The organism is Microbacterium sp. WCS2018Hpa-9, from assembly GCF_031843745.1.
Classification (GTDB): Bacteria; Actinomycetota; Actinomycetes; order Actinomycetales; family Microbacteriaceae; genus Microbacterium.
Genome location: NZ_JAVTIY010000002.1, coordinates 162,260 through 176,866, shown reverse-complemented (window position 1 = coordinate 176,866; position 14,607 = coordinate 162,260). Strand labels below are relative to the sequence as shown.

13 protein-coding genes are annotated in these 14,607 nt (G+C 67.3%); 5 read left to right on the top strand and 8 right to left on the bottom strand.

The genetic code is table 11. The annotated features are described in order from the left end of the window. Positions 1 to 11 precede the first annotated feature (11 nt). The gene (locus tag RQG82_RS04605; RefSeq protein ID WP_311257957.1) at positions 12 to 6,500 is read left to right on the top strand and encodes an RHS repeat-associated core domain-containing protein; all 6,489 of its coding nucleotides are present in this window, start codon (positions 12 to 14) and stop codon (positions 6,498 to 6,500) included. Positions 6,501 to 6,625: 125 nt separating this feature from the next. Continuing rightward, on the top strand, positions 6,626 to 7,012 hold the full coding sequence (locus tag RQG82_RS04600; RefSeq protein ID WP_311257956.1) for a hypothetical protein: 387 nt from the start codon (positions 6,626 to 6,628) through the stop codon (positions 7,010 to 7,012). Positions 7,013 to 7,032: 20 nt separating this feature from the next. Here the strand turns inward: RQG82_RS04600 and RQG82_RS04595 are convergent, their stop codons facing one another. Beyond that, positions 7,033 to 7,842, bottom strand: coding sequence for an HAD family hydrolase (locus RQG82_RS04595; RefSeq protein WP_311257955.1), 810 nt, complete (start codon positions 7,840 to 7,842; stop codon positions 7,033 to 7,035). A 23-nt stretch (positions 7,843 to 7,865) separates the two neighbouring features. Next, positions 7,866 to 8,714 (bottom strand): exodeoxyribonuclease III, encoded by an 849-nt coding sequence (locus RQG82_RS04590; RefSeq protein ID WP_311257954.1) that lies wholly within the window; start codon positions 8,712 to 8,714, stop codon positions 7,866 to 7,868. A 37-nt stretch (positions 8,715 to 8,751) separates the two neighbouring features. Between RQG82_RS04590 and pyrE the strand changes: the two genes are divergently transcribed. Together pyrE and RQG82_RS04580 are read left to right on the top strand one after the other, a co-directional pair. Next, positions 8,752 to 9,312, top strand: a complete 561-nt coding sequence (gene pyrE, locus RQG82_RS04585; protein ID WP_042541265.1) for an orotate phosphoribosyltransferase — start codon at positions 8,752 to 8,754, stop codon at positions 9,310 to 9,312. After that, the gene (locus RQG82_RS04580; RefSeq protein ID WP_311257953.1) at positions 9,309 to 10,211 is read left to right on the top strand and encodes an ROK family protein; all 903 of its coding nucleotides are present in this window, start codon (positions 9,309 to 9,311) and stop codon (positions 10,209 to 10,211) included. Before pyrE ends, RQG82_RS04580 begins: the two co-directional genes overlap by 4 nt. Before the next feature lie 19 nt (positions 10,212 to 10,230). Here the strand turns inward: RQG82_RS04580 and RQG82_RS04575 are convergent, their stop codons facing one another. Next, positions 10,231 to 10,614, bottom strand: a complete 384-nt coding sequence (locus tag RQG82_RS04575; RefSeq protein ID WP_311257952.1) for a hypothetical protein — start codon at positions 10,612 to 10,614, stop codon at positions 10,231 to 10,233. A 202-nt stretch (positions 10,615 to 10,816) separates the two neighbouring features. Between RQG82_RS04575 and RQG82_RS04570 the strand changes: the two genes are divergently transcribed. Further along, positions 10,817 to 11,983: an anhydro-N-acetylmuramic acid kinase gene (locus RQG82_RS04570; protein ID WP_311257951.1), complete on the top strand. Its 1,167-nt coding sequence runs from the start codon at positions 10,817 to 10,819 to the stop codon at positions 11,981 to 11,983. A gap of 18 nt (positions 11,984 to 12,001) precedes the next feature. Here the strand turns inward: RQG82_RS04570 and RQG82_RS04565 are convergent, their stop codons facing one another. The 5 genes from RQG82_RS04565 to RQG82_RS04545 are packed head-to-tail and all read right to left on the bottom strand — an operon-like array spanning position 12,002 to position 14,554. Continuing rightward, positions 12,002 to 12,172, bottom strand: a complete 171-nt coding sequence (locus RQG82_RS04565; protein ID WP_311257950.1) for a hypothetical protein — start codon at positions 12,170 to 12,172, stop codon at positions 12,002 to 12,004. Then, positions 12,169 to 12,738 carry a YdeI/OmpD-associated family protein gene (locus RQG82_RS04560; protein ID WP_311257949.1) on the bottom strand — a complete coding sequence of 190 codons (570 nt, stop codon included), beginning with the start codon at positions 12,736 to 12,738 and terminating at the stop codon, positions 12,169 to 12,171. The genes RQG82_RS04565 and RQG82_RS04560 overlap by 4 nt, the downstream gene beginning before the upstream one ends. A gap of 1 nt (position 12,739) precedes the next feature. Beyond that, positions 12,740 to 13,549, bottom strand: coding sequence for an HAD-IIA family hydrolase (locus RQG82_RS04555; protein WP_167948302.1), 810 nt, complete (start codon positions 13,547 to 13,549; stop codon positions 12,740 to 12,742). Between the two features lie 55 nt (positions 13,550 to 13,604). After that, a complete protein-coding gene (locus tag RQG82_RS04550) occupies positions 13,605 to 14,237 on the bottom strand; it encodes a metal-dependent transcriptional regulator (RefSeq protein WP_311257948.1) in 633 nt (210 codons plus the stop codon). Between the two features lie 14 nt (positions 14,238 to 14,251). After that, the gene (locus tag RQG82_RS04545) at positions 14,252 to 14,554 is read right to left on the bottom strand and encodes a hypothetical protein (protein WP_311257947.1); all 303 of its coding nucleotides are present in this window, start codon (positions 14,552 to 14,554) and stop codon (positions 14,252 to 14,254) included. Between the last annotated feature and the right edge of the window lie 53 nt (positions 14,555 to 14,607).

The window sequence follows — 14,607 nt, the reverse complement described above, 5'->3', positions numbered from 1 at the left end:
TGACGATGATCGTGACCCGCTCGACGGCGCGCAAGGCGCTGACAATCGCAACCTCACTCGCGCTGGCATGCGGTCTGCTCGTCGCCACGCCCGGTGCCGCATTCGCAGAGACCCCGACTCCGACCGTCGAGACTCCGGTCTTCGGCGATCCTGTCCCGGGCTCCGTGCTCGGTGCGGCCGGTGAGGGCCCGGTATCGGAATCGTCGGTCAGCGCGGACACGCCGGATGCCGCCGTCGTGTCTCCGATTCCTGAGACGGACATCGTGCTCGAGCCGACCTCCGTGCGCGGTGTGACCACGGATGCGCCGGAGGGTGCCGTGTCGGCCACCGTTGCGGGTGAATGGCGGCCGGTGGCTGACTCAGGCATCGCCGTGGCCCCCGCATCAACCGATGCCGGAGCGACCCCGGAACCAAAGAAGCCGGTGGAGACGCCGAAGCCGGTAGAGACGTCGAAGCCGGTAGAGACACCGAAGCCGGTGGAGACACCGAAGCCGGACGCGACGCCGAGGCCCGACGAGACGTTGAAGCCGGACGAGACGCCGAAGCCGGAGGACGAGAAGCCCAAAGACGAGAAGCCCAAGGACGAGAAGCCCGAAGATGACGGGGCACCGGGCGATGAGGATGCGACGCAACCACGGGTCCTGGTGGAGATTCTCAGCGACAAGGCTGCGAAGGCAAAGGGGCTCGACGGCATCGTCGTGTCCCTGACCGATGCGGATGCGGATGCGAAGGCGGATGCCGCGCCGGTCGCGGTCCGCGTTCCCGACGCCCTCCTCGTCGGAGCGTACGGGGCGGACTTCGACAGCAGGCTCGAATGGGTGCAGGTGCCGGCCGACACGAAGGCCTCGGATCTTCGCAAGGAGTCCGTGAGCGTCGCGACCGCGTCGACCGACGAAGGCCTCGTGCTCACGCCTGCGGTCTCGGCCGAGCCCATGCTGCTCGCGGCGCTCGCGGGAGCCAGCTCGAGCAGTGGAACCGGGTCCTACGCCGCCACGCCGTTGAAGTCGTCGTCCACGTGGGATGTCGCCGAGCAGACGGGCGCGTTCACATGGAACTACGAGATGGGGGTGCCCTCCGCCGGAGCAGGACCGGTGCCGTCAGTCGGGCTCTCGTACAACTCCCAGTCCGTCGACGGGCTGACGGCGTCCACGAACAATCAGCCGTCCGCAGTCGGTGAAGGATGGGAGCTCACCGGAGCGGGGTTCATCGAGCGCAGCTACATCCCCTGCGCGAAAGACGACGGAGCGAGCGGCGCTGTCGCGACGTCCGGCGACCTCTGCTGGCGCACCGACAATGCGACGGTCTCGATGGCAGGTCGGTCGGGAGCGCTGATCAAGGATGCCGCGTCAGGCGTGTGGCGTCTGCAGAACGACGACGGCACACGGTTCGAGCGTCTCGTCGGCACCGCCCAGGGCTGTGCGCCCAACGGAACCGTGAACAACGAGTGCTGGCGCATGACGACGAGCGACGGAACTCGGTACTTCTTCGGACTCAACCAGTTGCCGGGGTGGTCGAGCGGCAAGCCGACCACGAACTCGACCTGGACCGTTCCGGTCTTCGGCAACGATGCGGGCGAACCGTGTCATGCCGCCACTTTCGCCACGTCCTCGTGCAACCAGGCGTGGCGGTGGAACCTCGACTACGTGGTCGACGTGCACGGCAACGCCCAGACGATGTACTACACGGCGGAGACGAACAAGTACGCCAAGGGCGGTTCCGGCGCCACGGCATACCACCGCGGCGGTGCTCTCAGTCGCATCGAGTACGGATTCCGCTCGACCGAGATCTTCGCGGCGAATGCCGCAGGCTACCGCGTGCTCTTCACCTACGACGCGAAGGGGCGATGCAACGACGCGTCCGGTGCCACGTGCACCACGGGCACCCTAGACGGCGCGGTCGCGCCGGCCAACCCGGCGAAGTACCCCGACGTACCCTGGGATCAGCTCTGCACGGGTACGTCGTGTTCGGCATCCCAGATCGTGCCGACCTTCTTCACGAACGCGAGCCTGGCGAAGGTCACGTCGCAGGCGAAGGTCTCGGGTGCCTATTCGACAGTCGACTCGTGGGCCCTGTCGCACTCCTTCCCCGACCCAGGTGACAACACCTCTGCCGCTCTCTGGCTCACGAAGGTGCAGCGCACCGGAACGGCCGCGGGTCAGACAGCTATCGCGGAGCCCCCCACCCTCTTCAGTGGCGCCACCATGCAGAACCGTGTGTGGGTCGTCGATGGTCTCGCTCCTCTCGACAAGTGGCGACTCACCTCGATCAAGACGAGTCTCGGCGCCACCATCAGCGTCAACTACCGTCCGCAGCAGTGCACCGCAGCGCAGGCGCCAGCCATCCTCGCTGACCTCGCGAACAACACCCGATGGTGCTTCCCCGAATGGTGGGTGCCGCAGTCGACGATCCCGCTCGGTGGTCGACAGGACCTGTTCCACAAGTACCCGGTGTCGTCGATCCTCGTGAACGGGGCGACAGGCGGTCCACTCAGTCAGGTGCAGCAGACGCAGTACTTCTACGGCACCCCGAAGTGGCGTTACAACGATTCGCCGCTCACGGTCGCGAACGCGCGAACGTGGAACGTCTTAGCCGGTGTCGACACCGTCGAGGTCCGCGAAGGCAACCCCGCCACGCCTGCCGCGCAGAAGGTGTCGAAATACACCTATTACCAAGGCATGAACGGCGACCGCGCTACGGCGACCGGCGGCACGAAGGCCGTGAACGTCACCGGCACCAGCATCCCCGACGACCGATGGTTCGCCGGGCAGACATATCGTCAGCAGACGTTCAACGGCGTCGGTGGCGCGCTGGTCACCGACCAGATCAGCACGCCGTGGGCATCGGGCATCAGTGCCAACGACGGCACCCGGCAGGCGCGCAAGACGGGTGTTCAGAAGACGATCGTGACTGAGCCGCTCTCCACCGGCGGCAACCGCACGCTCGAGACCCGCACGACCTTCGACTCGACCTATGGCTATCCGCTCACGGTGTCCACGATCCCGTCCGACGCGGCGGGCAAGTGTGTGACGACCACCTATGCGGCACCGAACACCTCGGCCTGGATCATCGGCCTGCCCAGCCAGGAGCGCGCGGTCAACACGACCTGCGCGGATCTCGCGGCGGCGCAGTTCCCCCGCGATCTCGTCAGCGACGTCAAGACGACGTATGACGGTCTGGCGTGGGGTGCGGCGCCGAGCAAAGGCCTTGCGACGTCGTCGCAGGTTGTCGACAAGTACGAGAACGGTCAGCCGCACTGGGTGAACGCCGGCTCCAGCACGTACGACGCGCTCGGGCGACCGCTCACGAAGACGGATGCGCTGGGGCGGAAGACCTCTACGGCATACACGCCAGCCGCAGCTCAGCCGCTGCTGTCGACGACCGAGACGAAACCCGCTCCCTTCTCCTGGCAGACCGTCACGTCGTTCGAGCCGACCACCGGCGCCACGTCGAAGGTCGTGGATCCGAACGGCTCGACCACGACGATCACCATCGACGGTCTGGGGCGCACGACGAACGTCTGGCTGCCGTTGCGTCCGCAGGCGACGAACCCGAGTTCGCCCTCGATGGCGTTCTCCTACACTCTGTCGCAGACCGCGCCGAATGCGATCAAGACCAGCACGGTGACGGGTGGAGGGGTCGTTGACAAGTTCGAGCTCTTCGATGGGCTCGGGCGTGCCACGCAGACGCAGACTCTCGCGGTCGGCGGCGGCACGGTCGTGAAGACGACGAACTACGACGACCAGGGGCGCGTCTACTTCGTCGACAACGACTACTGGACGGCATCGATCTCGCCCGGAACGGCGTTCTTCACCCCGGTGACTGAGAACAACGTGCCGTCGCAGGTGATCACGGCCTACGACGCGGTCGGGCGGCCCCTGACCTCGACGCTCAACACCACGGGCACCGTGCATTCGAAAACCGTGAACGCCTACGCCGGCGCGGACCGGGTCGACACCACTCCGCCGACTGGCGGCACGGCGACGAGCACGTTCACGAACACCCTGGGTCAGAAGACGAAGCTCGTGCAGTACCTCACCGGTGCCATCAGCGGCACGGGGCAGTCGACGACATTCGCGTATGACGGCGGCAACCGGATGACCAAGATGACCGACCCTGCGGGCAACGCCTGGACGTGGACGTTCGATCTCCTCGGCAACCGCGTGGGCCAGGACGATGCGGACTCGGGCGTCTCGACGGCGACTTACGACCTCGTCGGCAACATGACGTCGACGACCGATGCACGTGGCAAGACGGTGACCACCACGTACGACGAGCTCAATCGCAAGAAGGCGACCTACGCCGGCACGGCTTCGGGGTCGATGCTGTCGTCGTGGACGTATGACTCCGTGAAGAAGGGTCTGGTCACGACGTCCACGTCGTACACCGGGTCGGCACCCGGAACTCCCGGCCTCGCGTACGCGACGACAGTGGGCGCTTACGATGCGGCAGGCAACCCGCTCGACACGACGCTGTCGATCCCGGCCGGCGCCCCGGCGTTCGCGGGAACGAGCTACAAGACGACGCTGTACTACAACCCGGATTCGTCGTTGCAGGCCAAGCAGACGCCTGCGATGGGCGGGCTCCCGTCGGAATTGATCCGGTACAGCTACGACTCGTGGGGCAAGCTGAGTGGCGTGCGGGGCACGTCGATCATCCTCGCGAACACGGTGTATTCGCCGATCGGTCAGCTCTCGCAGTTCAACAGGCTCAACGGATCGACGAGCAGCGCGTACTCGACCTATGGCTACGATCCGGCGACAGGCGCCGTGCTGTCGATCAAAGACAACGCCGTGTTCGGCGGCGTCGGGCACTACGTCGCCGACCGCATCTTTACACGAGATGCTGTGGGCAACGTGACGTCGGCCACGATGAACTCGGTGCTGCCGACGAACGGCACGCAGAAGACCTGTTACACCTACGACGGTCTGCGGCAGTTGACGCGAGCCTGGACGCCGAATGCAGCCACGGCGTGCACGGCGGCGCCATCGGCGGGTGCGATGGGCGGGCTCGAGCCGCACTGGCACGACTACACGTATGACACGAAGACCGGCAACCGCACGAGTCTGGTGAAGCGGTCGACGATGGGCGCGGTGTCGACGGCGGCGTACACGTATCCTGCTGCGGGCGGGGACCGCCCGCACTCGGTGAACACGGTGACGGGTCCTGCGGGCACGGGGCCGGGTTCCTACACCTATGACGCGGCGGGCAATATGACGGGTCGTCCGGGGCAGACGATCACGTTCAACGACGTCGGCAAGGTGTCGAAGGTCGTCACCGGGTCGGTGACGCAGGACAACGTCTACAACGTCGATGGCAGTCTTCTTCTGCGCAAGAGCACGAAGGAGGGTTCGTCGTTGTTCGTCGGTGACACGGTGCTGTCTCAGGCGCCGGGTTCTTCGGTGGTGTCGGGTGTGCGCACGTATTCTGGTGCGGAGGGTAAGCCGATTGCGGAGAAGTCGGCGAAGACCGGGACCACGGGGACGACGTTGACGTGGTTGTTCTCGAACTTGGAGGGGACGGTGGACGTGCAGACGGTCGCGAATGCCGTGGGGACGACGACCCGAACGTTGCGTGATCCGTATGGTGCGCCGATTGGTGGGTCGAACGGTGTGTGGTCGAGTGGTACCGGGTATATGAACAAGCCGGTCACCGCGTCGACGGGGCTGACGACGGTCGGTGCCCGTACGTATGACCCTGTGTTGGGGAAGTTCTTGTCGGTGGATCCGGTGATCGACACGAACCTGCCGCAGCAGAACACGGGCTACACGTACTCGGGCAACAACCCGACCACGTACATGGACCCGAGCGGGCTGCGTTTCGAGATCGACTGCGGCGTGCGGTGCTCGAGTGCGATCAAGAACGTTGTGAAGCCCAAGAGCGGTTCTCCTGGGGTAGCAACAACCTCTGGGAAGCAGTCGTGCAAGTGGGGTTCCGTCGGATGTCGAGGCGCATCCAGCCCTAGAGCGAACGACGGGGTCTCGTCCGGTGAGGTCAACCCCTGCCGCGCTTTCAACTCGAGGAAATGTGAGAAGAAGGATGCGTGGGTCAATCCAGTCGTGCAGATCAAGGGCTTGGTGCCGAAGGCTGATTTCATGGTGAGTAACCGCTTCTTCCGCAGTCTGGCGAACCTTCCCGCCACGTCCGTCGCGGCTGCTTCGGTCTTGTTGGCAGGTGGAAAGTGCGGTTACAGCTCCGGGCATGGACTCTTCGTCTGCGAAGGCAGTCCGCTGGCGCAGCAGGGAGGAACGACTGTGGGCGATGTTTTCTTGACCAACGAGGTCTCCAAGGCTGAAGCGCTAAACGGAAGTGCTAATTCAGAGGCTCTGCTTTCTCATGAGACGCGCCACGCCGCGCAATGGGCCGCACACGGGAACATTCTGTATCCCGTTCTCTACGGGGTGGAGGTACTCAAGTCGACTGTGCTCACGGGAAGCTATGGCTGCGCGAACTGGTTCGAGTTCGACGCGGGTCTGCAAGAAGGGAGGTACTCGTCTTGCTGACTCCGTTTCGGTGCAAAGCCCTCGGCGTAGTTGCAACGACATTGGTGGCGTCCGTAGTGCTCGTCGGGTGTATTCCCATCCTTCCGTCTCGTCCGCTCGCGCTCCAGCCGATCAGCGTCACGGCCGTGGGCGATCGCATTTCCTGGGTGCAATGTCTCGACGAGAGCATGCGAGTGACGTATGTGTCTGCGCGTATACAGGAGGAGACCGGACAAGAACGGGAATGGCCGGTCCTCACTGCGGAGGGCGACGACGAGGACACGGTGGAGTTCGCGCCGCAGATGCCGGTGGACCTGCAGACCACCTTCGCGGGTCTTCCTGTCTTGGAAGCCAACGACATCCCCCTCTCATCCTTGGCGGGCACGATCACCGTTTTCCTGGTGTTGACGGGGCCGGATGTTCGAGCGGAGATGGCCTTCAAGAACATCGACCTGAAGACCCTAGAGGACGGTAAGTTCGTCTATCACTCGGGCGAGATCAGCGACAGCCCCTGCGACATGCCCCGCGACTGACCTGCTGCCCGGTCCTCAGGTCAGCCGAGCATCCGCTCGATAACCCTCGCCACCCCTTCGTCGTCGTTCGAGGTGGTCGTCTCGTCGGCGGCATCCTGCACGACGTCCGCCGCGCCGGCCATCGCGACGCCGTGGCCGGCCCAGCGCAGCATCTCGACGTCATTGAGGGCGTCGCCGAAGGCGATGACGTCGCGGCGTTCGATGTCGAGGTGCTCGCAGAGGCGCGCCAGTCCGGTGGCCTTGGTCACGCCTTCGGCCATGACCTCGACGAACGGCGCACCCGAGAGCGTCGCCTCGAAGCCGGTGAGCCCGAGCCCGCACAGGGCGTCGAACAGCGCTGTCGGGGCGAGCTCGGGGTGCCGGATCACCAGCTTGAGACTGGGGGCGGCGAGCACGTGGTCGAGGGCGACGCCGCCCATCGTGCGCGGATCGCGCTTGTGGTCGGCGAGGTCGGCGATCTCGGCATAGCCGTGCTGGGCGACGAACGTCTCGCCGCCCTCGCGCACGCTCGCGAACAGCAGCCCGGGGATGCTGGCACGCAGCGCATCGGCCAGGGCGCGGATCGTCTCTGCCGGAAGCTCTTCGGCGAACAGCATCCGCCCGTCGTCGAGGTGCGTCGCATAGGCGCCGTTGCTGCACAGCGCCCACCCGTCGAATCCCGCATCCCCCGCGAGCGCGCGCAGGCCGATCGGCTGACGGGCCGTCACCGGGACGGCGTGGATGCCGCGGGCCCGCGCCGCGTCGAGCGCCGCACGGGTCCGCCGCGTGACGGACGACGAGGAGTCGAGAAGGGTCCCGTCGAGATCGGTCGCGATCAGGCGGACGGCCATGGGACCCCTTCGGGTGTCGGTGCTCAGGAGAAGATCATCGGCAGGTCGTCGTCGTCTTCGTCGGCGCTGCCCAGATCGAACTCGGCGACCACGGGAACGTGATCGCTGGGCTGCTCGCCCTTGCGCTCGTCCCGGTGGATCGATGCGCCGGTGACCGCATCCGCGAGTGTCTTCGAGCCGAGGATGAAGTCGATGCGGACGCCCTCGTTGCGGGGGAACTTCAGTCGCTGGTAGTCCCAGTAGGTGAAGCCCTCGGGGATCAGCGGGCGCACGACGTCGGTTACTCCCGCGTCGCTGAACGCGAAGAAGGCCTGACGCTCCTGCGGCGAGACGTGCGTGGAGACGCCCTCGACGATGTCGGGGTCGCCGTTGTCCTTGTCGAACGGGATGATGTTGAAGTCGCCCACCAGGGCGAGCGGCAGATCGGGGTTCGCCGCGAGCTCGGCCGCGGTCGACTGCTTGAGCGCCTCGAGCCAGTGCAGTTTGTAGGCATAGTGCGGGTCGTCGAGCGAACGGCCGTTCGGCACGTACAGGCTCCACGCGCGCACGCCGTCGACGAGCACGCCCAGTGCGCGCGCCTCGAGCGGAGCATCCGGCCCCTCATGCCCCTTGGCGAAGCCCGGCATGCCGTCGAACGCGGTGCGCACGTCGGTGATCGGCAGACGGCTCGCGATCGCGACGCCGTTCCACTGATTCAGTCCGTGCACCTCGACGTGGTACCCGGCTTCCTCGAACGGCCCGTAGGGGAACTGCTCGGGTTTGCACTTGATCTCCTGCATCGCCAGCACGTCGATGTCTTCTCTGACGGCGAACTCGACGGTGCGGGTGACACGGGTGCGGATGGAGTTGACGTTCCAGGTGGCCAAGCGCATGCGTCAAGCCTAGGGCTTGCCTCCTACACTGGATGCCGTGACCGCACTCGACGCAGACCGCCAGACCCTCCTCGACCTGATCAAGGACGAGGCCGTGTTCCACGGAGACTTCACCCTCTCGAGCGGCAAGAAGGCGACGTATTACGTCGACATGCGCAAGCTCACCCTCGACCACCGCGCGGCCCCCGCGATCGGCCGGATCATGCTCGACCTGATCGGCGACCTCGACGTCGTGGCGGTCGGCGGCCTGACGCTCGGCGCCGACCCGATCGCCAACTCGGTGCTGCACGCCTCGGTCGCCGCCGACAAGCCACTCGACGCGTTCGTCGTGCGCAAGGAGCCGAAGGATCACGGCCGCGGCCGCCAGATCGAGGGCGCAGACGTCAAGGGCAAGCGCGTCGTCGTGCTCGAAGACACCTCGACCACGGGTCAGTCCGCGCTCAAGGCCGTCGAGGCGCTACGCAAGGAGGGTGCCGAGATCGTGGCCGTCGCCGTGATCGTCGACCGCAAGACCGGCGCTCAGGCCGCGATCGAAGCCGAGGGTCTCGAATGGCGTGCCGCCTTCGACCTCGACGACCTCGGACTCGACCCCCAGTGACCCGCTACGCGCTCGCCGTCGACGTCGGCGGCACCAAGATGGAGGCCGCGCTCGTCGACGAGCACGGCGCGCTGGTCGACGGCAGCCGTTCGCGCCAGGCGACAGGCCGCGAAGCGACGCTCGAGTCGCTGAACCTCGCCGTCATCGCGATCGTGTCGCACGCCCTGGCCGCGTTGCCGGCGGATGCCGAGCTCGTCGGCGCGGGAGCCGGAAGTGCTGGCCCCATCGACCGCGGCGCCGGAGCGATCATGCCGGTGAACATGCCGCTCGCGCGCGGCTTCGGTCTCGCCGAGTCGGTGCGCTCAGCGGCATCCGGTGCGCTCGGCCGCGAAGTGCCGACCATTCTCGGCCACGACGGCGGTGCGCTGGCACTGGCGGAGTCGTGGCTCGGTGCCACGCAGGATGCCGGTGCCTCGCTGTCGATCGTCGTCTCGACCGGCGTGGGCGGCGGATTCGTCGTCGACGGCGCGTACATCCCCGGCGCCACCGGCAACGCCGGGCATCTCGGGCAGGTGCGCCGCGAGGGCGGACTCACGCTCGAGGAGATCGCCTCGGGTCCGGCGAGTGCCGCCTGGGCACAGCAGCAGGGCTGGGCCGGAGCCACCGGCGAAGACCTGGCGCGGGATGCCGCTACAGGCGACTCCATCGCCCGTGCGGCCATCGAACGGTCGGCGAAGGCGGTCGGCGAAGCGCTGGCGGATGCCGCGACCCTCGTCGACCTCGACATGGTCGCGATCGGCGGCGGGTTCTCGCGGGTCTCGGCCGACTACATCGACCTCGTGCAGCAGGCCCTCACCGCGAGCGCGGCGCACGAGTACTCCCGCCGCACGCGTGTCGTGCGCTCGGGTCTCGGCGACGAGGGGCCGCTCATCGGCGCCGCGGCGCTCGTCCTGCGCTGACGCCTCAGCGCAGAGCGGGTCAGCGCGACGCGACGATCAGATGACGTTGTGGTCCTTCGAGTCTGGCCATCGCGATCTTGAGCTCGGTCGTGTCGACGGCGACCGCATCGATGCGTGCGCCGAGCGAGCTTTCGACTCCGTCGATGCGTGCGGTGAGGTTCTGTTCCACTCCGTCGATGCGTGCGGTGAGCTTCTGTTCCACTCCGTCGATGCGTGCGGTGAGCTTCTGTTCCACTCCGTCGATCCGCGCTCCGAGCGACTTCTCGACGCCTGCGAGATCGGTGCGGAGGGAGTCGGATCGGCGGATGCACCAGGCGAAGCCCGCGAACATAGTGCCGCCCAGCGCCAGCAGGAGGCCGACTGCGCTGATGACGATCGTGATGATCTCGACGGACACGAACATGCTCCCATTCTGGGGGTGGAGGGCGAGGTCTCGCAGAATGCTACGCGGGCGACGACCGGGGGCCGCCGGCGGTGCAGGTCATCCTTCGTGCACTAGGGAGAACGCGGTCTAGAAAGTGATCGTGCAGAAGAGATCGATCCGTTCCGTTCGCCTCCCTAACAAATCAGCCTTACGCTCGGAGGAGGCGACGGAAGGAACACGCATGCGCGTACTCGGACTGCTCTCGGGCACCTCACACGACGGCATCGACGTCACGGTCGTGGATTTCGAGGAAAGCGACGGCGCGCTGCGCGGCACCGTGCTGCACGAGGACAGCATCCCGTACGCTCCAGAGCTCCGGGCTCGACTCGTGGCCGCGCTGCCCCCGGCGCCCACGACCCTCGCCGAGGTCTGCGAGCTCGACACTCTGATCGGGCAGGCCTTCGCCGACGTCGCCGCCACAGCATCCGACGCGGTCGGGGGAGTGGATGCCGTCTGCACGCACGGGCAGACCGTCTTCCACTGGGTCGCCGACGGCCACGCGCTCGGCACCCTGCAGATCGGTCAGCCGGCATGGATCGCCGAGCGGGTGGGCGCGCCGGTCGTGTCGGATGTCCGCATCCGCGACATCACTGCAGGCGGCCACGGCGCACCGCTCGTGTCGTTCCTCGACGAACTGCTGCTGCGCGGTCGCGCCGGGGTATCAGCGGCGGTCAATCTCGGCGGCATCGCGAACATGACCGTGGTGGGCCCCGACGGGCTCTCGGCGTATGACATCGGTCCGGCGAACGCGCTGGTCGACGCTGTCGTCGTGGCGGAGGGACTGAACGAGCGCGGCTACGACGCGGATGCCGCGATCGCCCGCACCGGAACGGTCGACGATGCGCTGCTGGCCGCGCTCCTCGCCGACCCCTATTACGCGCTCCCCGCCCCGAAGAGCACGGGCAAGGAGCACTTCCACCTCGACTACGTGCGTGCTCACCTCGATCGGCTGGCCGCCGACGGACGAGAGATCTCGGTCGCCGACCTCGTGCGCACCCTCACCGAACTCACCGTTCGCACCGTGGCGCAGGACGTGCGCGCTGCCGGCATCGGATTCCTCGCCGTCTCGGGAGGCGGATGCCACAACCCCCTGATCATGCAGGGACTGCGCGATGCGCTCCCCGGCGTCGAGGTCGTGCTCGCCGATGAGCTCGGTGCCCCTGTCGACAGCAAGGAGGCGATCCTGTTCGCGCTGATCGGCTGGTGCACCATGCACGGAGTCGCCGCGGTGACGCCGGGCGGAACCGGAGCTCGCGAGCCCCGCATCCTCGGCACGATCACACCGGGCGCCGGGCCGTTGCGCATGCCCGAGCCCGTCGAGCGCGTGCGCAGCCTGACTCTGAGCTGATCCAGAGGTCGGCCGCGCTCAGCGCTTGCGGTCGTCGTCGTCCCAGGGGCCTTCCCACCAGCCGGCGCGACCGCCGCCCTCGCCTCCGCCGCCGCGACGGCGGGAGCGGACGAACTGCACGATGAACACGGTGAGGGTGCTGAGGAGGATCAGGAAGACCACCAGGAACATGACGTCGGACTGGTTCATGGGCGCTTCCCTTCGGCGGCATCCGCCACGATCTTCGCGATCCGCGCGGATCGCGTCTCTGCACGCTTGGCCATCGCGATGTGCGTCAGGCCGAACTTCTTGACCGACTTCGGGAAGGCGTCCCAGTTCGCCCGCGCGGCGGGAACCGCATCCAGCGCCTCGGTCAGTTCGGCGGGTTCGATACCCGCCTCAGGACCGTCGAGCATGGTCCACGACCCGTCGGCCTTGGCGGCCTCGAGAACCCGGATGCCGGCGGGTGCGAGCAGCCCGGCGGCCTCGAGGTCGATCAGCCGCGCCTTGTTGGTCGCCGCCCACCCGCTGCCGCGACGACGGGGCGAGAACCACTGACCCACCGTCTCGTCGTCGAACGTGCGCACGGGGCCGTCGATCCACCCGAAGCAGAGGGCCTGACGCACGGCGTCGTCGTATCCCACCCTGCCGACGTTCTGGCCGCGCACGCTCAGCAGCCAGACGCCCGAAGTGCGCTCGTGGTGCTCCTCGAGCCAGGCGCGCCAGGCGGCCGCATCCGCTGCGACGACCCGCTCTCCTTCGTCGAGCGCACCCATGTCAGTCCTCGTCGAGCGTCGGGATCGACTCGGTGACCGTCGGCAGCAGATCGGCGACCGAGTCGACGATCTCGTCGGGCCGGAACGGGTACTTCTCGACCTCGGCCTCATCGCTGATGCCCGTCATGACTAGCACGGTGTGCAGCCCTGCCTCGATGCCCGCGATGATGTCGGTGTCCATGCGGTCGCCGATCATGCCGGTCTTCTTCGAGTGCGCGCCGATCTTGTTGAGCGCCGAGCGGAACATCATCGGGTTCGGCTTGCCGACGACATACGGCTCCTTGCCCGTGGCCTTGGTGATCAGGGCGGCGATCGCGCCCGTCGCGGGCATGACGCCGTCGGCCGAGGGCCCCGTGGCATCCGGGTTCGTGACGATGAAGCGCGCGCCCTTGATGATGAGTCGGATCGCCTTGGTGATCGCCTCGAACGAGTAGTTGCGGGTCTCTCCGACGACCACGAAGTCGGGGTTCGTCTCGGTCATGATGAAGCCGGCCTCGTGCAGGGCCGTGAGGATGCCCGCCTCGCCGATCACGAAGGCCGAGCCCCCGGGCAGCTGCTGGGCGAGGAAGTCGGCCGTCGCGAGAGCCGAGGTCCAGATCCGCTCCTCGGGCACGATGAGCCCGCTGGCGCGGAGGCGGGCCGACAGGTCGCGCGCCGTGAAGATCGAGTTGTTCGTCAGCACCAGGTAGGGGATGTCGTTCTGCTCCCACCCGGCGAGCAGCTCGGACGCTCCGGGGATGGCGTCGTTCTCGTGCACGAGAACGCCGTCCATGTCGGTCAGCCAGCATTCGATGTTGTCGCGGTGTGCCATGTGCACAGCCTATGCGGCGGCGGTTACGGGCAGGTGTCAGGTTCTGACGAGGTTCTCAGGCGCTGAGCCAGACCACCTGCGCGGCGCCGTCAGGGAGCTCGGTCTCGGTGCCGTCGAGCTCGATGCCCGAGGGGGTGGTCGTGATGTTGGCCGCGACGGCGACACCCGCGGCCTCGAGAGCGCGCAGCAGTTCGGGGTCGCGGTCATCGACGCGCAGCACGCGTCCGACGTGACCGGCCGGAGCGTCGGCGAGAAGAACGAAGGGCTCGCGTTCGACGACACCCGCGGCGTCGGGGATCGCGTCGCCGTGCGGGTCGAACCGCGGGCGTCCGAGGCGTGCGTCGATGCCCTCGAGCAGCCGATCGCTGATCGTGTGCTCGAGCACCTCGGCCTCGTCGTGCACTTCGTCCCACCCGTAGTCGAACTCCTGCACCAGCCAGGTCTCGATCAGGCGGTGGCGACGCACCATGGCCAGGGCGCGCCGCGTGCCGGCATCCGTGAGGCGCACCGCGCCGTAGGGCACGTGCGAGACGAGCCCGGCGGCGGCGAGCTTCTTGACCATCTCGGTCACCGACGACGGGGCGATGCCGAGCTTCGCGGCGAGCACCGAGGGGGTGATCGGCGCGTCCTGCCATTCGGTGTGCGCGTAGACGGTCTTCAGATAGTCGTCTGCTGCCGGAGATGCCACGGGTTCAGCCTAGATCAGGGGTTCGCGACGTCGACGAGGATGCCGAAGGCGACCTGCCCCGCGAAGAACACGATGAGGAACCCGAGCAGCGCGGCGAACAGCGAGAGGCGACCGTCGACGCCTTCGATCTCGGCGATGCCGATCTTGCGCGCGCGGAAGGCCAGCACGAGGGTCGCGATGCCCAGGGCGAGCTGCACCCAGGGGCCGCCGAAGGGCAGCACGGTCGGGAAGGCGACGAGGAGCCCGCCGATCACGCCGGTCGCGATGCCGATCCAGGTGAGGATGCGGACGTTGCGGCGCGCGGTTTCGGCAGACATTCTTCGAGCCTAACCGTCGGCAGGGTTCGTCGCGCACGCTGTGAATCGTGTCA

Excerpts from the sequence above, each read along its gene's own strand:
- RQG82_RS04570 (WP_311257951.1), top strand. The coding sequence starts at position 10,817 with ATGCGCGTACTCGGACTGCTCTCGGGCACCTCACACGACGGCATCGAC.
- RQG82_RS04565 (WP_311257950.1), bottom strand. The coding sequence starts at position 12,172 with ATGAACCAGTCCGACGTCATGTTCCTGGTGGTCTTCCTGATCCTCCTC.
- RQG82_RS04575 (WP_311257952.1), bottom strand. The coding sequence starts at position 10,614 with ATGTTCGTGTCCGTCGAGATCATCACGATCGTCATCAGCGCAGTCGGC.
- RQG82_RS04595 (WP_311257955.1), bottom strand. The coding sequence starts at position 7,842 with ATGGCCGTCCGCCTGATCGCGACCGATCTCGACGGGACCCTTCTCGAC.
- RQG82_RS04590 (WP_311257954.1), bottom strand. The coding sequence starts at position 8,714 with ATGCGCTTGGCCACCTGGAACGTCAACTCCATCCGCACCCGTGTCACC.
- RQG82_RS04555 (WP_167948302.1), bottom strand. The coding sequence starts at position 13,549 with ATGGCACACCGCGACAACATCGAATGCTGGCTGACCGACATGGACGGC.
- RQG82_RS04560 (WP_311257949.1), bottom strand. The coding sequence starts at position 12,738 with ATGGGTGCGCTCGACGAAGGAGAGCGGGTCGTCGCAGCGGATGCGGCC.
- RQG82_RS04545 (WP_311257947.1), bottom strand. The coding sequence starts at position 14,554 with ATGTCTGCCGAAACCGCGCGCCGCAACGTCCGCATCCTCACCTGGATC.